At 72.8% G+C, this 21,797-nt stretch carries 17 protein-coding genes; 9 read left to right on the top strand and 8 right to left on the bottom strand.

Going from position 1 to position 21,797, the window contains the following annotated elements:
- Positions 1-75: 75 nt before the first annotated feature.
- The 4 genes from smpB to ftsE form a co-directional block, all read right to left on the bottom strand.
- Complete coding sequence (gene smpB / locus ACIPUC_RS05015; protein WP_446586830.1) at positions 76-561, bottom strand: SsrA-binding protein SmpB; 486 nt, start codon at positions 559-561, stop codon at positions 76-78.
- 18 nt (positions 562-579) lie between these two features.
- Positions 580-1,773: a S41 family peptidase gene (locus ACIPUC_RS05010; protein ID WP_446586829.1), complete on the bottom strand. Its 1,194-nt coding sequence runs from the start codon at positions 1,771-1,773 to the stop codon at positions 580-582.
- A gap of 67 nt (positions 1,774-1,840) precedes the next feature.
- Positions 1,841-2,803, bottom strand: a complete 963-nt coding sequence (gene ftsX / locus ACIPUC_RS05005; RefSeq protein WP_446586828.1) for a permease-like cell division protein FtsX — start codon at positions 2,801-2,803, stop codon at positions 1,841-1,843.
- Between the two features lie 17 nt (positions 2,804-2,820).
- Positions 2,821-3,510, bottom strand: a complete 690-nt coding sequence (ftsE, locus tag ACIPUC_RS05000) for a cell division ATP-binding protein FtsE (RefSeq protein ID WP_069923855.1) — start codon at positions 3,508-3,510, stop codon at positions 2,821-2,823.
- 448 nt (positions 3,511-3,958) lie between these two features.
- Between ftsE and ACIPUC_RS04995 the strand changes: the two genes are divergently transcribed.
- The gene (locus ACIPUC_RS04995) at positions 3,959-4,150 is read left to right on the top strand and encodes a hypothetical protein (protein WP_215018373.1); all 192 of its coding nucleotides are present in this window, start codon (positions 3,959-3,961) and stop codon (positions 4,148-4,150) included.
- Positions 4,151-4,224: 74 nt separating this feature from the next.
- Here the strand turns inward: ACIPUC_RS04995 and prfB are convergent, their stop codons facing one another.
- Complete coding sequence (gene prfB, locus ACIPUC_RS04990; RefSeq protein WP_446586827.1) at positions 4,225-5,334, bottom strand: peptide chain release factor 2; 1,110 nt, start codon at positions 5,332-5,334, stop codon at positions 4,225-4,227.
- Between the two features lie 322 nt (positions 5,335-5,656).
- Between prfB and ACIPUC_RS04985 the strand changes: the two genes are divergently transcribed.
- Complete coding sequence (locus tag ACIPUC_RS04985) at positions 5,657-6,670, top strand: isopenicillin N synthase family dioxygenase (protein WP_446586826.1); 1,014 nt, start codon at positions 5,657-5,659, stop codon at positions 6,668-6,670.
- 23 nt (positions 6,671-6,693) lie between these two features.
- Here ACIPUC_RS04985 and ACIPUC_RS04980 read toward each other — a convergent pair whose 3' ends face one another.
- On the bottom strand, positions 6,694-7,947 hold the full coding sequence (locus tag ACIPUC_RS04980; RefSeq protein ID WP_446586825.1) for a serine/threonine-protein kinase: 1,254 nt from the start codon (positions 7,945-7,947) through the stop codon (positions 6,694-6,696).
- A 159-nt stretch (positions 7,948-8,106) separates the two neighbouring features.
- Positions 8,107-9,858, bottom strand: coding sequence for a serine/threonine-protein kinase (locus tag ACIPUC_RS04975; RefSeq protein WP_446586824.1), 1,752 nt, complete (start codon positions 9,856-9,858; stop codon positions 8,107-8,109).
- 414 nt (positions 9,859-10,272) lie between these two features.
- On the opposite strand from ACIPUC_RS04975, the gene ACIPUC_RS04970 reads away from it, so the two are divergent.
- The 5 genes from ACIPUC_RS04970 (at position 10,273) to ACIPUC_RS04950 (ending at position 19,303) form a co-directional block, all read left to right on the top strand.
- Positions 10,273-13,224, top strand: a complete 2,952-nt coding sequence (locus ACIPUC_RS04970) for an FHA domain-containing protein (protein ID WP_446586823.1) — start codon at positions 10,273-10,275, stop codon at positions 13,222-13,224.
- A gap of 108 nt (positions 13,225-13,332) precedes the next feature.
- Entirely contained in the window at positions 13,333-14,694 is a 1,362-nt protein-coding gene (locus ACIPUC_RS04965; protein WP_446586822.1) for an ABC transporter substrate-binding protein, read from the top strand.
- A gap of 5 nt (positions 14,695-14,699) precedes the next feature.
- Positions 14,700-16,052, top strand: coding sequence for a carbohydrate ABC transporter permease (locus ACIPUC_RS04960; protein WP_446586821.1), 1,353 nt, complete (start codon positions 14,700-14,702; stop codon positions 16,050-16,052).
- On the top strand, positions 16,049-16,909 hold the full coding sequence (locus tag ACIPUC_RS04955) for a carbohydrate ABC transporter permease (protein ID WP_446586820.1): 861 nt from the start codon (positions 16,049-16,051) through the stop codon (positions 16,907-16,909). Before ACIPUC_RS04960 ends, ACIPUC_RS04955 begins: the two co-directional genes overlap by 4 nt.
- Positions 16,910-17,050: 141 nt before the next feature.
- On the top strand, positions 17,051-19,303 hold the full coding sequence (locus tag ACIPUC_RS04950) for a bifunctional glycosyltransferase/CDP-glycerol:glycerophosphate glycerophosphotransferase (RefSeq protein ID WP_446586819.1): 2,253 nt from the start codon (positions 17,051-17,053) through the stop codon (positions 19,301-19,303).
- A 7-nt stretch (positions 19,304-19,310) separates the two neighbouring features.
- Here ACIPUC_RS04950 and ACIPUC_RS04945 read toward each other — a convergent pair whose 3' ends face one another.
- The gene (locus ACIPUC_RS04945) at positions 19,311-19,946 is read right to left on the bottom strand and encodes a TetR/AcrR family transcriptional regulator (protein WP_446586818.1); all 636 of its coding nucleotides are present in this window, start codon (positions 19,944-19,946) and stop codon (positions 19,311-19,313) included.
- 136 nt (positions 19,947-20,082) lie between these two features.
- Between ACIPUC_RS04945 and ACIPUC_RS04940 the strand changes: the two genes are divergently transcribed.
- Positions 20,083-21,009, top strand: a complete 927-nt coding sequence (locus ACIPUC_RS04940) for an ABC transporter permease (protein ID WP_446586817.1) — start codon at positions 20,083-20,085, stop codon at positions 21,007-21,009.
- Positions 21,002-21,784, top strand: a complete 783-nt coding sequence (locus ACIPUC_RS04935) for an ABC transporter ATP-binding protein (RefSeq protein ID WP_446586816.1) — start codon at positions 21,002-21,004, stop codon at positions 21,782-21,784. Before ACIPUC_RS04940 ends, ACIPUC_RS04935 begins: the two co-directional genes overlap by 8 nt.
- The last annotated feature ends 13 nt before the right edge of the window (positions 21,785-21,797 follow it).

Here is a 21,797-nt window from a genome sequence, read left to right as displayed (position 1 = left end):
GCACAAGTAGCGACTCCCGCGAGCGGGAGGTGCTGACGCCATGGTACGCGAAGTGGACCACCGCGTGCCAGCAGGTTAAACGGTGCCCCGCTGCTTGCGGCGGATCGCCGAGATCGCCCGGTTCGTCTCGCGGGTGTCCTGCTTCTCCCGGAGCGTCTGCCGCTTGTCGTACTCCTTCTTGCCCTTCGCCAGCGCGATCTCGACCTTCGCCCGGCCGTCCGTGAAGTACAGCGACAGGGGCACGATCGTGTGACCCGACTCGTCCGCCTTGCGCTCCAGCTTGTCGATCTCCTCGCGGTGCATGAGGAGCTTGCGCTTGCGCCGGGCGCTGTGGTTCGTCCAGGTGCCCTGGCTGTACTCCGGCACGTGCACGTTGTAGAGCCAGGCCTCGCGGCCCTCCACCGACACGAAGCCGTCCACGAGCGAGGCACGGCCCTGGCGCAGGGACTTGACCTCGGTGCCCGTGAGCACGAGACCGCACTCGTAGGTGTCGATGATCGTGTAGTCGTGCCGCGCCTTCTTGTTCTGGGCGATCAGCTTGCGCCCTTTTTCCTTAGCCATAGTGCGGCCATTTTCGCACTACGGACCCACCCCGAGGCCACTCAATACCCGCGCGGCCCGTTCCTCGGCTCCCGCGGCCGCCGGCACGTCCGGGGTGATGCCGCTGCCGTCCAGGCTGCGGCCCCCCGGGGTGCGGTACGTGCCCACCGTCAGCTCGGCCACCGATCCGTCCGGGAGCTCGGTCGGCATCTGCACCGAGCCCTTGCCGAAGGTCCGGCTGCCGACCGCCACGGCCCGGCCGCGGTCCTGGAGGGCGCCCGTGACCAGCTCGGCCGCGCTCATCGTGCCGCCGTCCACCAGGGCCACCAGCGGCCGGACGGTGTCCCCGCCCGGGTCCGCGTACAGGGCGCGCTCGTCGCCCCGTACGTCGTACGTGCACACGAGCCCGCCGTCCAGGAAGGCGGAGGCGGCCGTCACCGCCTCGGCGACCAGCCCGCCCGGGTTGCCGCGCAGGTCGAGCATGACCCCGGCGCCGGGCGGGGCCGCGCGGACCGCGTCCTTCACCCGCTCGCCCGAGCCCCGGGTGAAGGAGGCCACCTTGATGACGGTGATCCCGTCGCGCAGCTGCCGTACGGTCACCGGCTCGGTGCGCAGCTGCTCGCGGCGGACGGTCTCGGTGAGGTCGGCTCCGTCGCGGCTCAGGTTCAGTACGACGGGTGTGCCGGCCTCGCCGCGCAGCAGGGCGATCACGTCGGTGACGGCGAGGCCGGTGACGGCGTGCCCGTCGACGCTCAGCAGCCGGTCCCCGGCACGTACGCCGGCCCGGGCGGCGGGGCTGTCCGGCTGGACCTTGTCGACCTGGATCCGGCCGTCGCGGGCCCGCTGGGCCCACAGCCCGACCCCGGTCCAGCGGCCGTCGAGGGCGTCGGCGAAGGCGGCGTACTCGCCCTGGTCGTAGACGGTGCCCCAGCGGTCGCCGCTGCGGCTGACCACCTCCTGGGCGGCCTTCTTGCCGGACTTCCCGTCGGCGACGGCCTCGGCGGCGGCCCGGGCCACGGCCTCGCGGTCGGCGGTGCCCGTGGCCGGGGGCGGTTCGGGTGCGGCGGGCCCCGTACGGGCGGCGAGGGCGGCGGCGGTGGATTCGTCGCGGTCCCAGCAGCCGGTGCTCGCGGCGGTTCCGAGGGCCGCGAGGAGGGCCAACGTCAAAACGGCCCCGCGACGCAGGTCGCGGGGCCGGAGACAAGAGGCGGGAATACTCGGCAAGCCCAGCATGGCGCCGAGTCTAGGACAAGCCCCGTGCCGGTACGGATGGTTGACCGGACCGCTCACGGGGCGCTTGTCACACCTTCAGGTACTTGCGCAATGCGAGGAACGCGGCCACCGAGGGCATCAGGAGGCCGATGAAGAGCACGTACGGCAGCTTGCGGACGACCGAGGTCCAGCCCATGAAGTCGATGAGCTGGATCTTGTCCCGCAGGCCGACGCCGTGGTCGATGACGAAGTACTGGCCCGAGACGAGCATCACGCAGGCGAACAGGGCGCCGATGAGCCCGGCGACGGCCGCCTCCATGATGAAGGGGACCTGGATGTAGAAGCTGGAGGCACCCACCAGCCGCATGATCCCGGTCTCCCGCCTCCGGCTGAACGCGGAGACGCGCACCGTGTTGACGATCAGCAGCAGCGCCACGATCAGCATGATCAGCATGATGGCGAGGGCCGCGATGTTGAGGTAGTTGAGGATCCGGAAGAGGTCGTCGATGGCCTGGCGCTGGTCGTCGACGGTGTGGATGCCGTCCCGGCCGGCGAAGGCCGAGGTGACCACCTTGTACTTCTCCGGGTCCTTGAGCTTGACCCGGAAGGACTCCTGCATCTGGTCGGGGGTGATGGAGGAGGCCAGCGCCGTGTGGCCGTACTGCTCCTGGTAGTGCTTGTAGGCCTCGTCCGCCGACTCGTAGGCGACGGACTTCACCAGGGACATCTGCTTGAGCTCGGTCTCGATCTGCTTCTTCTGCTCGTCGGTCACCGCGCCCTTGCGGCAGGTGGCGACGCCCAGGTCGCCCGACCCGGCCGCCTTGTTGGCGGCCTCGGTGGCCTGCTCGGCGTCCGACTTGTTGCAGAGGTAGATCGAGACGTTGGCCTTGTCGTACCAGTAGCCCTTCATCCTGGTCACCTGCTCGCGCATGAGCAGGGAGCCGCCGAACAGGGCCAGCGACAGGGCCACGGAGATGATGACCGCGAAGGTCATGGTGAGATTGCGGCGGAGACCGACGCCGATCTCCGACATGACGAACTGGGCGCGCATTGCGTCTCAGGGACCTTTCAGTGCTGGTAGCCGTAGACGCCGCGCGACTGGTCGCGTACGAGACGGCCCTGTTCGAGTTCGATGACGCGCTTGCGCATCTGGTCGACGATCTGCTGGTCGTGGGTCGCCATGATCACGGTGGTGCCGGTCCGGTTGATCCGGTCCAGCAGCTTCATGATCCCGACGGAGGTCTGCGGGTCGAGGTTGCCGGTGGGCTCGTCCGCGATGAGCAGGGCGGGGCGGTTGACGAAGGCGCGGGCGATGGCCACGCGCTGTTGCTCACCGCCGGAGAGCTCGCCGGGCATCCGGTCCTCCTTGCCGCCGAGTCCGACGAGCTCCAGGACCTGCGGGACGGCCTTGCGGATCTCGCCCCGCGGTTTGCCGATGACCTCCTGCGCGAAGGCGACGTTCTCGGCCACCGTCTTGTTGGGCAGCAGGCGGAAGTCCTGGAAGACGGTCCCCAGCTGGCGCCGCATCTGCGGCACCTTCCAGTTGGAGAGCTTGGCGAGGTCCTTGCCCAGGACGTGGACCTGGCCGTGGCTCGCCCGCTCCTCGCGCAGGATGAGCCGCAGGAAGGTGGACTTGCCGGAGCCGGAGGAGCCGACCAGGAAGACGAACTCGCCCTTCGCGATGTCCAGGGAGACATCTCTGAGTGCGGGACGGTTCTGCTTCGGGTAGGACTTGGAGACGCTGTCGAATCGGATCACGGTGCACCACGGTCGCCGGGAGTAGGTGTGCGTGACCATACGCGAACGGGCGCGGGGTGTGGACCCGGCAACCGGACTTGCCCCTTTTATCCCCTGGTCCGGGAGGATCCGGGGACGGCCTGGAGCGCGATTGCCCGGACGGGCCGCGCCGAATGTCGGCGAAGCTGGCACAGTGGTAGGGGGAACGGTCTCGTTCCCCGCCGCGTTGTAGTAGATGTCGCAGCGTAGATGTCGCAGCGTAGATGTCGCAGCGTAGATGTCGCAGCGTAGATGTCGCAGCGTAGATGTCGCAGCGTAGATGTCGCAGCGTAGATGTCGCAGCGTAGATGTCGCAGCGTAGATGTCGCAGCGTAGATGTCGCAGCGTAGATGTCGCAGCGTAGATGCCGCAGCGTAGATGCCGCAGCAGCGTAGATGCCGCAGCGTGAAGGGGACGAGAGGAGGAGCACATGACATATGACCGGCTCGTGTGCGCGAACTGCGCCGCACCCGTAAGCCAGGGCCGCTGCCCTGTGTGCCGGGCGAACCGGGAGCGCCTCCAGCAGGAGGGCCCCTTCTCCGGCCTGAATCCCGTGGCACTCATCGCCCTCATGGTGATCCTGGTGGCCGCACTGGTACTGGTGGCTCAGCAGACCGCGTAGACGTACCGATCATGACGACTCATGGCGAAAGGGCCCGGACACCTGGTGTCCGGGCCCTTTCCGCGTGCCGTGGGTTACGCGGTCTGCTCCTGCTGCTTGCGCCAGCGGATGCCGGCCTCCAGGAAGCCGTCGATCTCGCCGTCGAGCACCGCCTGCGGGTTGCCGACCTCGAACTCCGTCCGCAGGTCCTTGACCATCTGGTACGGGTGCAGGACGTAGGACCGCATCTGGTTGCCCCAGGAGCTGCCGCCGTCCTTGAGGGCGTCCATCTTGGCCTGCTCCTCCTGGCGGCGCCGCTCGAGCAGCTTGGCCTGGAGGACGTTCATGGCGCTGGCCTTGTTCTGGATCTGCGAGCGCTCGTTCTGGCAGGACACCACGATGCCGGTCGGGAGGTGCGTGATGCGCACCGCCGAGTCGGTGGTGTTGACGCCCTGGCCGCCGGGGCCGGAGGCGCGGTAGACGTCGATGCGCAGCTCGCCCTCGTCGATCTCCACGTGGTCGCTGGACTCGACGACCGGCAGCACCTCGACGCCCGCGAAGGAGGTCTGGCGGCGGCCCTGGTTGTCGAAGGGCGAGATGCGCACGAGGCGGTGGGTGCCCTGCTCGACGGAGAGGGTGCCGTAGGCGTACGGGGCCTTGACGACGAAGGTGGTCGACTTGATGCCGGCCTCTTCCGCGTACGAGGTCTCGTAGACCTCGGTGGCGTAGCCGTGGCGCTCGGCCCAGCGCAGGTACATGCGCTGGAGGCGCTCGGCGAAGTCGGAGGCGTCCACGCCGCCGGCCTCGGCGCGGATGTTGACCAGGGCCTCGCGCTCGGCGTACTCGCCGGAGAGCAGGGTCCGGACCTCCATCTCGTCCAGGGCCTTGCGGACGGAGACGAGCTCCGCCTCGGCCTCGGCGAGGGTGTCCGCGTCGTCCATCTCCTGCGCGAGGTCGAAGAGGACCGCGAGGTCGTCGATCCGGCCGCGCAGGGTCTCGGTCTTGCGGACCTCGGCCTGGAGGTGCGAAAGCTTGCTCGTGATCTTCTGAGCGGCGTCCGGGTCGTCCCACAGGGACGGCGCGGCGGCCTGCTCCTCGAGCACGGCGATATCTGCCCTCAGCTTGTCGAGGTCCAGGACGGCCTCGATCGACCCCATGGTCGAGGAGAGGGACTTCAGCTCTTCGGAAACATCGACGACTGCCACGGGTCCAGCGTAGCCGGTCCGCGGGCGGGGCCGTCCGGGCAGGCCGGATCACCCGTACTGGTGGTCGGTCGTACGGGCGTACGCTCACGGTATGACCGTTCTCTTCGTCACGCGCCTCGTGAAGCGCCGGCATGTCGACCACATGCGCGTCACGACGTCGAGCTGTCTGCCGCCGGACCAACCCCAAGCCTGATCCACCCCGATCCGACTTGGTCCTGTACGCGGCCAAGCGGTCCCGGCGCATCCCTGCCGTGACCCTCCCCACCCGCGGCCCCGCCACCTCTGGGGAACAGGACCCCGTGACATCCGAAACGGAGCCGTCATGCCGTCCGCGCACTCCTCCCTGCCCTCCCTGCCCGTCCTGGACCTCTCCCAGGCGGACGACCCGGCCCAGCGGGCCGCCTTCCTGAAGAAGCTGCACGCAGCGGCCAGGGACACCGGGTTCCTGCACCTCACCGGGCACGGCATCACCGACGCCGAGAGCGCCCGCATGCTGGAGCTGACCCGGGCCTTCTTCGCCCTCCCGGAAGCCGACCGGCTGGCCGTGAGCAACCTGAACTCCCCGCACTTCCGCGGCTACACGCGGATCGGCCACGAGCTGACCGGCGGGTCCTCCGACTGGCGGGACCAGCTGGACGTGGGCGCGGAGCGTCCGGCGCCGGCGGTGGGGCCGGACGACCCGGCGTACCTGTGGCTGGAGGGCCCGAACCAGTGGCCGGCGGCGCTGCCGGAGCTGCGGGGCGTGGTCCTGGACTGGCAGTCCCGCCTCGCGGGGGTGGCCCACCGGCTGCTGCGGGAGATCCTCGCCTCGATCGGCGCCCCGGCGGACTTCTTCGACGCGGCCTTCGCGGACCGCCCCCACCTGCACACGAAGCTGATCCGCTACCCGGGGTCCGCCCCGACGGGTGCGGACCAGGGGGTCGGCGCGCACAAGGACTACGGCTTCCTCACCCTGCTCCTGCAGGACTCGGTGGGCGGCCTGCAGGTGGTACGGGACGGTGGCTACGTCGACATACCGCCGCTGCCCGGTGCGTTCGTGGTCAACCTGGGCGAGCTGCTGGAGATCGCGACGGAGGGCTACCTGACGGCGACGGACCACCGGGTGGTCAGCCCGCCGGGCTCCGTCGAGCGGTACTCGGTGCCGTTCTTCTACAACCCGCGGCTGGACGCGGTGGTGGAGACGGTCCCGGGCGACTACCTCGCGCAGGCGCCCGGCGTCGCGCACGACGCGTCGAACCCGCTGCACGCGGAGTACGGGCGCAACGAGCTGAAGGGCTGGGTCCGCGCCCACCCGGCCGTGGCGCGGCGCTGGCATCCCGAACTGGTCACGGCGTAGCGGCCCCGCCGGCGTGTGACGCGCTAGGGGGTGCGGGGGCCGGACTGTTTGGTGTCCTGGGGGGCCGAGGGCTCGTCGTCGCCGGAGGCGGCCAGCCACGCGCCCACGCCCACGGCCGCGGCCAGCGCGACGGCCGCGGCCGACAGGGCCAGCCGCCGCTTGCGGGCGGCCTCGGCCCGGTGCCGGGCCGAGCCCGGGCGGTGCCCGCCGGCCGGGCGGGGGACCCGGGCCGTGCCCAGCGCGCCGCCCGCCAGCTCGTCTGGCCCCGGCACCCGCATCGAGGTGTGGGTGTCCCGGTTGGAGTCGGTCGCGGAGCCCGGGACGAGCGGGACCACGCCCCGTCGGCGGACCGGATCGGCGGCGGCCGGCTCCTCCGAGGGGTCCGGCTCCGGATCCGCGTCGTCCGGCTCGTCCACGTCCAGCGGCGGCATCCCGGCCAGGAGGGGCAGGAGGTCCCGGAGGCGGACCGACAGTTCCGAGGCGCGCAGCCGCGAGGCCGGGGCCTTCGCCAGGCACTGCACGATCAGCTGCCACAGCTCGTCGGGGATACCGGGGAGGGGGACGACCGTCTCCGTGACGTGCCGGCGCAGCACCGCGCCCGGGTGGCCCCCGCCGAACGGGGTGAACCCGGCCAGCAGCTCGTACAGGACGGTGGCCAGGGCGTATATGTCCACCGCCGCCCGCGGGGGCAGCCCCTCGACGATCTCCGGCGCCAGGTAGTCCGGTGTGCCGATGATCCGCGTGGTCGGCGCCGAGGCCCGGCTCGCGGAGGCCCGCCGCGGGGTGTCGATCAGCTTGGCCACGCCGAAGTCGGTCAGCAGCGCCGGGTGCGCGCCGCCCGGGCCGAGCGGACCCTGCATGTCCAGCAGGACGTTCTCGGGCTTGACGTCGCGGTGGACGACCCCGGCCGCGTGGGCCGCGGCCAGCGCGTCCGCGACGTCCGCGACGATGGCCACGGCCGCCTCGGGGGCGAGCCGGCGCTCGCGGTCGAGGCGCGTGCGCAGGTCCGTACCGCGTACGAGGTCCATGACGAGGGCGAGGTCGTTGCCGTCGACGACGAGGTCGCGGACGGAGACGACGTGGGGGTGCTCCAGGCCGAGCAGGGCGCTGCGCTCCTGGACGAACCGTCCGACCAGCTCCTGGTCGGACGCGAGGTCCTCGCGCAGCAGTTTGACGGCGACGGGCCCGTCAGGCCCCTCGCCCAGCCACACCGTGCCCGCGCTGCCGCGCCCCAGGATCTGGTGCGCGGTGTACCGGCTGCCGATCTTCCGTGCCACGACTGCTCCCTCAGCGGCTGGCGTACGCACCAAAGCTACGCGGCCGGGTGGCCGTTGGAGGCCAGCAGGGGCCCGGATTCGCGGCGACCTTGACTTCTGCGGGCGAAATCACGTCCCAGAAGTCGACAAATCCACGAACTCGTCGCTACGGGGTCCGCTTCAGGGCTGGGTCGAGCCCGCGGCGTCCCCGATGGCGCCGATCCAGTCGGCGATGTCGGAGCCCCACGTCCACAGCTGGTCCCACCAGCCCCGGCCGGTGCCGACCCACTCCTGGAGCGGGGTGAGCTCCCAGATCAGCCAGCCCGCCACGACGAACAGCAGGATCATGACCAGGCAGCCCTTGAGGCAGCCGAGGCCGGGGATCCGCACCGGGTTGGCGCTGCGGCGCCGCGGCTCGCGGGGGGCCTGCTGCCGGGGCGGCGGACCCTGCGGGGGCTGCTGCTGCGGAGGCGGCTGCGGCTGCCGGTACTGGGGCTGCTGCGGGGGCTGCGGCTGCTGGTACGGCTGAGGCTGGTGCTGCTGCGGCTGGTAGTGCTGCGGAGGCGGCGGGGGCGCGTACTGCTGCTGCGGAGGCCGCTGCTGGGGCTGCCGGTACTGCGGCTGCTGCGGCTGCTGGTACTGCTGCTGCGGAGGCTGCTGGGGCCGGTGCTGCGGCGGCGGGGGCGCCTGCCGCTGCGGGCGGCGGCGCAGCGGGTCCTCGCTCGGGTCGAGGTACTGCATCTGCGTCTGCTCGTTGCGGTCGCGGGCGGCGCGCATCTGCGATTCCCACGGGTGCGGCTGGTCCGGCTGTCCCCCTGGGCCTGGCGGCCCGGGAGGTGCCCCCAGCACGGGCGGCATCACCGAGGTCGGGTCCGCCCCGCCGGCCGCGCCGACCGGGGGCATGACGCTGGTCATGGCGTTCGGGTCGTACGCGCCCATGGGCGAGGCGGCGCCCGCGGGCAGCACCTGGGTGGCGTCCGCGGCGCCCACGATGCCGGGAGTTTCGGGGACCGGCGCCGGCGAGGGGTCGGGGGCGAGCAGCGCGCCGACGCCGAGCGCGGCCTCCACCTCGGCGGCCGTGGAGTGCACGCCGATGCCGGCGGCGACCACGCGCAGCCCGCGGGCCAGGCTCTCGGCGCTGGGCCGCTCGTTCGGCTCCTTGCGCAGGCAGCGCTCGATGACGGTCCACAGCGGCTCGGGGACGGACGCGGGGCGCTGCGGGTCCTCGCTGAGGTGGCGGTGGAGCACTTCGAGCGCGGTGCCGCCCGCGAACGGGGGCCTGCCGGTGAGCAGCTCGTAGAGCAGGATGCCGGCGCCGTAGATGTCGACGGCGGAGGTCTGCGGGCGGCCCTCGGCGGATTCGGGAGCCACGTAGGCCGGGGTGCCGACGAACTCGTGGGTGCGGGTCAGCCCCGGGGAGTCCGCGAGGCGGGCGATGCCGAAGTCCGTGAGCATCGGCCGCATCTGTCCGCCGCGCTCGTCGACGAGCACGTTGGCGGGCTTCAGGTCGCGGTGGACCACGCCGTCGGCGTGGCTGGCGGCGAGCGCGTCCGCGATCTGCGCGGTCAGCAGGCTCGCGGCGACGGGGGTGAAGGGGCCGTTCTCGCGGAGGTACTTGTGCAGGTCCGGGCCGTCGATCAGGTCCATGACCAGGGCCAGCAGATCGCCCTCGACCACGAGGTCGCGGGTGCGCACGATGTTGGGGTGCGTCAGGCGCAGCAGGACGGAGCGCTCCCGCAGGAAGCGCATGACGATGTCCGCGTCCTGGGCCAGCTCCTCCTTGAGGACCTTGATGGCCACGGTCTCGCCGGGCTGCCCGGCGACGGCCGCCTCGGCGCCCGCGGTCTCCCGCTGGCGGGCGCGCCAGACGGTGCCCGTGGCGCCGCGCCCGAGCGGCTCCTCGAGCAGGTACTTGCTGCCGACTGGCCGCACGTCTCGCGCTCCCCTGCTGTCGTCTTCTGTCGTCCGGATTTTCCGACCCACTCTAGGGGGTGTCCCCATGAAGGACGTCGGCCGCCGGAGGTTGGTTGCCGCACATATGTGCGAAGGGTGATGTTTGGGGGGTATGCCGGGGGCGATTTTCCCCCACCGGCTGTCCGATCCGGGTGAGGTCCGCGCCGTGCCGCGACCGTTCAAGATCAATTGTCGGCGGGTGCCGGGCGTGTTGTCCGTGACAGGTGCGAGGATGCACCCGTACGGAACGGCACGGGCGGGAGCCGCGCCTTCCGGCAGACCTGACCGGACGACGCGTCCGTGCCGGGCGGGGGGCGGTCGGGCTGTGATGTGCCGTCGTTCCCCTGCCGGGCACACACACCGCGCACCGCGCAGAAGGGACCGCTGACGGCGATGCAGATCCGGCTGACCGTCCTTGGGTCGCGCAGCGGCCACCAGCCCTCGACCGCCCCCGTGAGCTGTGACGTGCTCGTCACCGCGCCCGCCGGCACCGCGCTGGCCGCGGTCGCCTCCGGGCTCGCGGCGACCGTCGGCGGACCCGACACCGGGGGCACGGTGATCCTCTACGCCGGAGCCGAGCGGCTCGACCTCCAGCGCCGGGTGCTGGGCGAACCGCCGCTGGTGGACGGGGCGGTGGTGGCCCTGCACGGACCGGTGCCCGACGTCCTGCCCGAGGAGAGCCTCGGCGCGCCCCAACTGCACGTGGTGGCCGGTCCCGACGCGGGCGGGGTGCACCTGCTGCACAGCGGGCAGATCAAGGTGGGCCGCTCCGCCGACGCCGACGTCCCGCTGGACGACCCCGACGTGTCCCGGCTGCACTGCGCGGTGACCGTGATGTGGGACGGTCGGGTGGCGGTGGCCGACCTGGACTCGACGAACGGCACCACGCTGGACGGCTCCCCGGTGGGCCCGCAGCCGGTGGCCCTGCCGCCGGGCAGGCTGCTGCGGGTGGGCGAGTCCACCCTGCGGCTGGCCCCCGCGACCGCCGCCGCGCTGCCGGTGACCCCGGACCTGGAGGGCCACCTGGCCCTCGGCGGCCGCGGCTCCGCCGCAGCCCCCGCCGCTTCCGCCGCCGCCGCACCGAGCCCGCCCCCGGCATCGCGCCCCGCCCTGCCGGGCGCGGGCTGGACCGGCACCCCCGGCTCCGCCCCGGACCCGTACGCCGGGGACTCCGACACGGGAGAGCGCGCGGCCGCGCCGGAGCCGGCCCCCGGCGAACCGGCCGCCGGCCGCCGCAAGGGGCTCGGCGCCTGGGCCCGCAAGTGGGTGCGGGGCGAGGAGGCCGCCGAGGCCCCGGCCGGGCCGGCCGCCGTGGCCGCCACCGCCGCCGTACCCGACCCCGACGACCCGGCCGCGCTGCTGCTGGCCGCGCTGGGCCCCACCGAGCGCCTGTGGTCCCGTACGCCGGGACACTCCGGCGTACTGGACGTGGGGCTCGGCGCCGGAAGCCGGGTGTCGCTGCGCTCCGTCGGAGCCCTCGGCATCGCCGGCCCGCGCGCCCGGCTGGCGGGGCTGGCCCGCTGGGTGGTCGCGCAGCTGGCGGGGCTGCACGCGCCGGCGCAGCTGGAGATCGTGCTGGTCTCCACCGACCGGGCGCGCCCCCTCGCCGAGCGGCGCCGCGACTGGGGCTGGCTCGGCTGGCTGCCCCACGTACGGCCCGCGCACGGCCAGGACTGCCGGCTGCTGCTCGCCTACGACCGCGACCAGGCGGCCGCCCGCGCCGGTGAGCTGACCCGGCGCCTCGACGACAGCCCGCTCGGCACGCACTGGGCCGCCGCCGATCCCGAGCGGGTGCGGCAGGCCGCCGACGCCTACGAAGGCCCGTACACCCTCCTCGTCCTGGACGGCGATCCCGGCGCGGGCGCGCTGCGCGACCTCACCGGGCGGCTCGCCTCGCACGGCCCGGCCGCCGGGATCCACGTCCTGGCCCTGGCCGAGGCTCCGCCCGCCACGCCCGCCTCCCCGGTCGCCGAGACGTACGAGGCCGCCTGCGCGAGCACCCCGGCCTTCCGGGACTGCGGCGCGGTCGCACTGCTCAGCGGGGACGTGGCCACGACCGTGCGGACCTTCGCGGTCCGCGGCGGCAGGCCGGACCCGAGCGGCACGACGGCCACCGCCGACGCCGTGTCCGCGGCCTGGGCCGAGCGGTTCGCCCGGGCCCTGGCACCGCTGCGCGCCGACGGCGCGGGCACCGCCGAGCCCCGCCGGCCGGCCGCCGCCACCCTGCCCGCGACCGCCCGGCTGCTGGACGAGCTGGGGCTGGCACGGGCCACCCCGGCCTCCCTGATGGCCCGTTGGGCGGCCGCCACCGAGCAGGGGCAGGCGGTCGGCGGCCTGGTCGAGCTGGTGCTGGGCAGCGGACGGCGCGGCCCGGTCGGCACCGAACTGGTCCACGACGGCCCGCACCTGCTCATCGAGGGACCGGCCGGCAGCGGGCGGACCGAGCTGCTGCGGTCGGTGGCCGCCTCGCTGTCGGCGGGCGCCCGGCCCGACCGGCTCGGGCTGGTCCTGCTCGACGGGGCGGGCGGCGAACGCGGCGACGGGCTGCTCCCCTGCACCGAGCTCCCGCACGTGTCAGCCCACTTGGTGGCCTCCGACCCGCTGCGGATGCGGGAATTCGCCCAGGCGCTGGGCGCCGAGCTCAAGCGCCGTGCCGAGCTGCTGGACGGGACGCCGTTCGCCGACTGGCACGCGCGGCGCGAGCTCTCCGACCGGATGGTCTCGCCGCGCCGCCCCTCGGAGGCAGAGCTGCGCGGCGACCTCGACCCGCAGCGCTCGGGCACGCTGCGGCTGCGCTCGTCGCTGTCGGCGGCGCGTACCGATCCGGCCGGGCCCGGTCCGCTGCCCCGTCTGGTGGTGCTGGTGGACGACTTCGACGCGCTGGTCGCGCCGGGTCTCGGCAGCACCGGCCGGCCCGCCGCCGGTTCGGTGGTCCGCGCTCTGGAGGCGGTGGCCCGCGAGGGCGCCCGGCTCGGGGTGCACCTGGTGGCCACCAGCGCCCGCCCGGACCGGACGGCCGACACCGTCCTGGCCCGGCTGTCGACCCTGCGCGTGGAACTCGACGCTCCCGACCAGCCGGGCCCCGGCCGCGGTCTGCTCCGCTACCCGGACGGCCGGACGGTGCCCTTCCAGGCGGGCCGGGTCACCGGCCGGATCCCCAGGACGGCGACCCAGCGGCCGACCGTGGTGCCGGTGGAGTGGGAGCGGATGGGCGACCCACCGGCCCGCCGCCCGGTGCGCGAGCTGGGCAACGGACCGACCGACCTCGCGCTGCTGGCCAGTGCCCTGGACCGGGCCTCGCACCTGGTCTCCGCGATACCCGTGCTGTTCCCGGCCGCGCCGTAGGGGGTTCCCCGAACCCCACCCCGCCTCTGCGAGGCGCTATTGCGAGGGCGCGCGGGTCGGCGTAGACCTTGTGGTCCGGGACACACCACGGGCATCGGGGGCAGAACCATGCGCAGGCACGGAACGAGCCGTACGACACTCAGCTGGGCGGCACTGGCCGCGGCGGGCGCGCTCACGCTCGGCGCGTGCGGAGGGGGCGACGGCGGGAAGGACCAGCCGGCCCAGGGCGGTGCGGTCCAGACCCCCGGGGTGGCGTTACCCCAGCTGAACGGCGAGAAGCTGGCGGTCGCGGCGGTCTGGACGGGACCGGAGCAGGAGAACTTCACCAAGGTCCTCAAGGAGTTCGAGAAGCGGACGGGGGCCTCCGTCACCTTCGTCCCGGCCCAGGACCCGATCGTCACCTTCCTCGGTTCGAAGATCGCGGGCGGGGCGCCGCCGGACGTGGCGCTGCTGCCGCAGGTCGGGGCCCTGGTCTCGGCGGTGCAGAACAAGTGGGCGCAGCCGGTGGGCCCGGAGGCCCAGGCGCAGCTCGACAAGAACTACTCGGCGGGCTGGAAGTCGCTGGGGGCCGTCGGCGGCACCCAGTACGGCGTGTACTACAAGGCCGCGAACAAGTCGCTGATCTGGTACAACGCGAAGGCCTTCGAGGCGGCGGGGGTCAAACCCCCCGCGACCTGGAAGGAGTTGCTGACCGCGGCCGACACCCTGTCCGCCTCCGGCGTCCCGGCGGTCTCCGTGGCCGGCGCGGACGGCTGGACCCTCACCGACTGGTTCGAGAACGTCTACCTCTCCCAGGCCGGCCCGGAGAAGTACGACCAGCTGGCCAAGCACCAGATCAAGTGGACGGACGACAGCGTCAAGCAGGCCCTGACCACGCTGGGCGAGCTGTTCGGGCGCAAGGACTTCCTGGCGGGCGGGCCGAGCGGGGCCCTGTCCACGGAGTTCCCGAAGTCGGTGACCCAGACCTTCACCGGTGGCGACCGGCCCGCGGCCGCGATGGTCTACGAGGGCGACTTCGTGGCGGTGAACATCGCGCAGACCGAGGCGAAGGTGGGCACGGACGCGCTCGTCTTCCCGTTCCCGGCCGTCGGCGCCAAGGCGCCGGTGGTCTCGGGCGGAGACGTCGCGGTGGCGCTGAAGCCGTCGAAGGGCGCGCAGGCGCTGCTGACCTTCCTGGCCTCGGCGGACGCGGCCGCCATCCAGGCCCGCGAGGGCGGTTTCATCTCCCCGAACAAGGCGGTCGACATGGCCGCGTACCCCAATGACATCCAGCGCGACATCGCCAAGGCGCTGATCGCGGCGGGCGACGACTTCCGCTTCGACATGTCGGACCAGGCTCCGGCGGCCTTCGGCGGGACCCCCGGCGCGGGTGAGTGGAAGGCCCTCCAGGACTTCCTGGCGAACCCGTCGGACGTGGCGGGCACCCAGGCGAAACTGGAGGCGGACGCGGCCAAGGCCTACGGGAACTGATTCCGGTGACGGTCAAGGCCACCGCCCCGGCCACCGCCCCGGCCGCCCCGGCGGGCAGCGGTGCCCGCTCGGCCGAGGCCAGGCGCCGCCGCCTGATAGCGGCGGCGTTCCTCCTGCCGGCCCTCGTGCTGCTCGGCGCACTCGTCGTGCACCCCATCGGCTACTCGGTCTACCGCAGCTTCTTCGACCGTCCCGGGTCCGCGTTCGTCGGCGGCGACAACTACCGGGAGATCCTGCGCGATCCGACCATCCGCACCGCCCTGAAGAACACGGCGCTGTGGGTGGTGCTCGCCCCGACCACGGCCACCGCCCTCGGCCTGATCTTCGCGGTGCTCACCGAACGGGTGCGCTGGGGAACGGCGTTCAAGCTGCTGGTGTTCATGCCGATGGCGATCTCGATGCTCGCGGCGGGCATCATCTTCCGCCTCGTCTACGAGCACGACCCCGACCGGGGGGTCGCCAACGCGGTCTGGGTCGGGGTCCACGACACCTTCGCGGAGTCCTCGGCCTTCCCCAAGGCCCGGCCGGGCCGGGACTCCCCGCTGGCCGACGCCGGCGGGGGCGCCTTCGTGACCCGCGATCCCGTCCGGGCGGGCACCCCGGTGCTGCTGCCGCTGGTCGGCGTGGCCCCGGAGGCCCTGCCGGAGGGCACCCGTACGGCCGTGGCCGCCGCCGCCGAGCCCGGCAAGGTCACCGGGACGGCCTGGCAGGACTTCACCCGCGGCGGGGGCGGCCGTACGAACGCGGTCGACCCGGCCGAGCAGGCCTTCGCCGGGATGCGGATCGAAGCGGTCAAGGACGGCCGGGTCGTCGACACGGCGACGGCCCGCGCCGACGGGACCTTCACGCTGTCCGCGAAGGCCGACGGGGCCCGGCTGCGGCTGCCCGCCGCGAACTTCCGCGAGGCGTACGGAGGGGTCCAGTGGCTGGGCCCGGGGCTGGTCACCCCGGCGGTCATCGGGGCGTACGTGTGGATGTGGGCCGGTTTCGCGATGGTGCTGATCGGGGCCGGGCTGGCCGCCGTACCGCGGGAGCTGCTGGAGGCGGCGCGGGTGGACGGGGCGAACGAGTGGCAGGTGTTCCGCCGGATCACCGTTCCGATGCTCGCGCCCGTACTGGTGGTCGTGCTGGTCACGCTCGTCATCAACGTGATGAAGATCTTCGACCTGGTCTTCGTCATCGCGCCGGGAGCGGTGCAGGACGACGCGAACGTGCTCGCGCTCCAGCTGTACCGGACCTCCTTCGGCACGGACGCCGATCCGGGCCTGGGCAGCGCCATCGCCGTGCTGCTGCTGGTCCTGGTGGTCCCGGTGATGCTGGTGAACATCCGTCGGCTGCGGAAGGAGGGGGCCCGGTGAACGGCACGGACGGCACGATCGGCCGACTGGCCGCACGCGCGGCGGGCGGGGCCTTGCGCGTGTTCCTGGTCGCCGCCGCGCTCTTCTGGCTGCTGCCCACCCTCGGCCTGCTGATCTCCTCCTTCCTCTCCCCCACCGACCTGAACAAGGGCGGCTGGTGGCAGGTGCTGACCGCGCCCGCGCGACTGACGGCCGGCAACTACGAGCGGCTGCTGGCGAACGACACGATCACCGGCTCGCTGCTGAACACCGTCGCGATCGCGGTCCCGGCGACCCTGCTCGTCCTCGTCCTGGGCGCGTTCGCCGGATACGCCTTCGCCTGGCTGGAGTTCCCCGGGCGGGACTGGCTCTTCCTGGTCGTCGTCGGGCTGCTGGTCGTCCCGGTGCAGGTGGCGCTGATCCCGGTATCCGAACTCTTCGGTGCCATCGGGCTGTTCGAGACCACCGCGGGCGTCGTGCTCTTCCACACCGCCTTCGGGCTGCCGTTCGCGGTGTTCCTCCTGCGGAACTTCTTCGCGGAGATCCCGCGCGAGCTGCTGGAGGCGGCCCGCCTGGACGGAGCGGGCGAACTGCGGCTGTTCGCCCGGGTGGTGCTGCCGCTGGGCGGCCCGGCCATCGCCTCGCTGGGCATCTTCCAGTTCCTGTGGGTGTGGAACGACATGCTCGTCGCGCTCGTCTTCGCGGACTCCGCGAACCCGCCGGTGACGGTGGCGCTCCAGCAGCAGGTACGGCAGTTCGGGAACAACATCGACGTGCTGGCGCCCGGCGCCTTCCTGTCGATGGTCATTCCGCTCGTCGTCTTCTTCGCCTTCCAGCGGCAGTTCGTCTCGGGGGTGATGGCCGGGGCGATCAAGTAGCGGATCACGCGGCCGGCGTCGGCGGACGTCGGCCGACGTGCGGCGTTGACGCTGCGTAACCCGATTGCCACACGCTGCGTAACCCGAACACCACACCAGGGGTTCCTGGGCCATATGCCCGCGCCGACCCCTGGATGTGCCGTGCCCCGGTTCAGCGTCATCGTGCCCGCGTACAAGGTCCAGGCGTACCTCCAGGAGAGTCTGGACTCGGTCCTGACGCAGTCGTACCCGGATCTGGAACTGATCGCGGTCGACGACGCCTCCCCGGACGCCTGCGGCTCGATCATCGGCGAGTACGCGGCACGGGACCCGCGCGTGACCGCCGTGCACCTGCCGCACAACCTCGGGCTGGGCCCCGCCCGCAACGCGGGCCTGGCCCGGGCCACCGGCGACTACCTCCTCTTCCTCGACGGCGACGACACCCTGGCCCCCGGCGCCCTGCAGGCCATCACCGACCGGCTGAAGGCCACCGGCTCCCCCGACGTCCTGGTCTACGACTACGCGCGCACCTTCTGGACCGGCGAGGTCATGCGCAACCGCCTCTCGCACCGGCTGTCCGAGGAGGGCCCGGCCAGCTTCCGCCTCGCCGACCGGCCGGCCCTGCTCGGCATGCTGATGGTGGTGTGGAACAAGGCGTACCGCCGCGAGTACGTCGAGCGCGAGGGCTTCCGGTTCCCGTCCGGCTTCTACGAGGACACCCCCTGGACCTACCCGGCGCTGCTGGCCGCGGAGTCCGTCGCCGTCCTGGACCGGGTCTGCGTCCACTACCGACAGCGCCGCACCGGCTCGATCCTGACCACCTCCAGCCGCCGCCACCTGGACATCTTCGACCAGTACGACCGGGTCTTCTCCTACCTCGCCGGCCGCCCCGAGCTGGAGCGCTGGCGCCCCGCCGTGCACCGGCGGATGGCCGAGCACTTCTGCGCCCTGTATGCCGACCCGCGCCGCCTCCCGCGTGCGAGCCGGGCCGAGTTCTTCAGCCGGGCCTCCGCCCTGCTGCGCCGCTACCGGGCCCCCGGAGCACAGCCGTTGTGCCTGTCCCGGACGGACCGGATCCGCCATCTCCTGATGCGGCTGGGCACCCGGCGCACGTACCGGCTGCTGTCGTCCCTCCGCTCGGCCGGCCTGAGCGCCGGGCGCGCAGGCTCCGCGCTGCGGCGGGGGCTGCGCGAGAGCGCCCTGCGCCTGCACTACCGGATCCAGCGCCTCCTTCCCCTGCGCCCGGAGCTCGCGGTCTTCTCCGCGTACTGGCACGGCGGTTACGCCTGCAACCCTGCGGCGATCGAGGCGAAGCTGCGGGAGCTGGCGCCCCGGATGCGCACGGCCTGGATCTGCGACCCGCGGCACGCCGCGACGCTCCCCCGGGAGACGGCCCTGCTGCGCCCGGGCTCAGCGGCGTACTGGACGGCCCTCGCCCGGGCCACGTACCTGGTCACGAACGTCAACTTCGAGCGGACCCTGGTCAAGCGCCCGGGCCAGATCGTCGTCCAGACCCAGCACGGGACCCCGCTCAAGCGGGTCGGGCTCGACCTCCAGGACCGGCCGGCGGCCACCCCGACCACGGACTTCGCGGGCCTGCTGCGCGGCGCCGACCAGTGGGACTACCTGCTCTCGGCGAACCGGCACTCCACCCTGGTCTGGGAGAAGGCCGTCCCCTCCTCCTACATCACCCTCGAGTACGGCTACCCGCGCAACGACGTCTTCCACCGGGCCACCCAGGCCGACGTCCTGGAGCTGCGCGCACGCCTCGGCATCCCGGCGGGCTCGACGGCGATCCTGTACGCGCCGACGCACCGCGACTACCGGCGCAGCCGGCCGGACCACCTCGACTTCGAGCGGGTCCTGCGCGACCTCGGCCCGCGCTTCACGATCCTGACCCGCACCCACCTCACGTACGCCGACGCGGACGGCCGGTCACCCGTGGAGGGCCACCCCCGCCTCCTGGACGTCTCCTCCCACCCCTCGGTGGAGGAGCTCTGCCTCGCCTCCGACGCGCTCGTCACGGACTACTCGTCCCTGATGTTCGACTACGCGGCGCTGGACCGGCCGATCGTGATCCACGCGGACGACTGGGAGGCGTACGAGGCGGCCCGCGGCACCTACTTCGACCTGCGCGCGTGCCCGCCGGGCGCCATCGCCCGCACCGAGGACGAGCTGGTGGACATCTTCGCCACGGGCCACTGGCAGGGCTCCCGCTCGGCCCAGCTCCGCGCGGCGTTCCGCGCGCGCTTCTGCTCGTACGACGACGGCCACGCGGCGGAGCGCGTGGTGCGCCGGGTCTTCCTGGGCCAGTCCACCCCGATCCCGGCGGTCACCCCCCTGGAAGACCGCCGCCCCACCCCCGCGGCCCCCACCCCGTCCCCGGAACCCACCCTGGCCCAGGTCTGGCCGTAGCGCTCCCTCAGGCGGGTTCGGGGGCCGCCTTCAGGCCTGCGACCACCTGGTGGGCCAGGGTGTCCAGGTGGGCGGGGGTCACCGCGTCGCGGACGACCACCTGGCGCCAGTAGAGCGGGCCGATCAGCAGGTCGAGGGCGTGGTCGGGGCTGATGCCCCCGGGGAGTTCGCCGCGGGCGACGGCGTCCGCGACGATGCCCTGGGCCATGCGGTGCTGGCCGTCGAGCAGGGCCCCGCGCACCGCTTCGGCGATCTCCGGGTTGCGGGCCGCCTCCACCAGCAGGTCGGGGATGACCGCCGAGGCCACCGGGTGCCGCAGTACGTGCGACATGACCTCCAGCAGGGCCCGTACGTCCCCGTACAGCGAGCCCGTCGCCGGTACCGGCAGGCCGTCCACCGCGAAGGCGCCGACCAGGTCCAGCACCAGGTGCAGCTTGGACTTCCAGCGCCGGTAGACCGCGGTCTTCCCGACGCCCGCCCGCCGCGCGATGCCCTCGATGGACATCCGGGAGAAGCCGACCGCGGCCAGTTCCTCCACCACCGCTTCCCTGATCGCCTCGGTCACGTCCTCGCGCAGGACGGCGGCCCCGGCGGGGGCACGGCGGGCGGGGGCGGCAACGGTGTCGGCAGGATCCGTGGTCATGCACAGAGCATAGCTGCGCCCGCGTCACGACGATACGGTTGCGTTCCGACGAACGACGACCTAACCTCGCCGTAGCGACGATACGGACCCGTCCCCTCGTTGCTTGACGCCCTGGACCCCGGCGAAAGCGACCCCTGTGACCACCGCGACCGCACCCCCGACCGCCCCCGCGACGCCCGCGACGCCCGCGACGCCCGCGACGCCCGCGGAACTGGCGGCCGCCCACGGCCTCACCCTCAGCGGCGCCCGCCCCTCCCTCCCCCGCTACATCGCGGAGCTCTGGGACCGGCGCCACTTCGTGACGGCGTACGCCACCGCCCGCATGCAGGCCACGTACAGCACGGCGAAGCTCGGCCAGGTCTGGCACCTGGTGACCCCGCTGCTCAACGCGGCGGTCTACTACTTCATCTTCGGCCTCGTCATGCACGCCAGCCACGGCGTGCCCGACTACGTGCCGTTCCTGATCACCGGCGTCTTCGTCTGGGACTTCATCGGCAGCTCCGTCAACGCCGGCACCCGCGCCGTCCACAGCAACCTCGGCCTGGTCCGCGCCCTGCACTTCCCCCGCGCGAGCCTGCCCATCTCCACCGTCGTCCAGCTCTTCCAGCAGCTGCTGGTCACCATGGGCGCCCTGGTCATCCTGCTGCTCGCCTTCGGCCAGACACCGAGCCCCTCCTGGCTCGTGGCCGTCCCGACGCTGCTGCTGACGGCCGTCTTCGCCGCCGGCTGCGCCATGGTCATGGCCCGCATCGGCAGCAAGAGCCCGGACGTCAGCCAGCTGATGCCGTTCGTCCTGCGCACCTGGATGTACTCCTCGGGCGTCATGTGGTCCATCGACCAGATGCTCAAGACGGACCACCTGCCGCACTGGGTGTCGATGGTGCTCAAGCTCAACCCGGCGGCCGTCTACATCGACCTGATGCGCTACTCCCTGATCGACAGCTTCACCGCGCAATCGCTCCCGCACCACGTGTGGCCGGTCGCCACCGGCTGGGCGCTGCTCGCCGGCGTCGGCGGATTCATCTACTTCTGGAAGGCCGAGGAGGAGTACGGACGTGGCTGACACCGCAACCGAGACCCGCATCCCGACCGTGATCGCGGACGAGGTCCACGTCGTCTACAAGGTCCACGGCGGCGGCAGCCGCAAAGGGGGCGCCACCGCCGCGCTCAGCCGGCTCTTCTCCCGCGAGCCCGCCCCCGGCATCCGTGAGGTGCACGCCGTCAAGGGCGTCAGCTTCACCGCGTACAAGGGCGAGGCCATCGGCCTCATCGGCTCCAACGGCTCGGGCAAGTCCACCCTGCTCAAGGCCATCGCCGGACTCCAGCCGGTGGCCCGGGGCGCGGTCTACTCGCACGGCCAGCCCTCGCTGCTCGGCGTGAACGCCGCCCTGATGAACGACCTGACCGGCGAGCGCAACGTCGTACTGGGCGGCCTCGCGATGGGCATGAGCCGCGGGCAGATCAAGGAGCGCTACCAGGACATCGTCGACTTCTCCGGCATCAACGAGAAGGGCGACTTCATCTCGCTGCCCATGCGCACGTACTCCTCCGGCATGGGCGCCCGGCTCCGGTTCTCCATCGCCGCCGCGAAGGACCACGACGTCCTGATGATCGACGAGGCCCTGGCCACGGGCGACGCCGCCTTCCAGCGGCGCAGCCAGGACCGCATCGAGGAACTCCGCGAACGCGCCGGCACCGTCTTCCTCGTCAGCCACGGCATCAACACGGTCCGCGAGACCTGCGACCGCGCCATCTGGCTGGAATCGGGCGTCCTGCGCAAGGACGGCCCGGCGGACGAGGTCTGCGACGCGTACGAATCCTTCACCAAGGGCCGCTGACCCGCGCAAACGG

The organism is Streptomyces sp. LARHCF249 (assembly GCF_052871255.1).
Note: the sequence above shows the minus strand (reverse complement) of the source record. Positions and strands in the feature narration are given on the sequence as shown.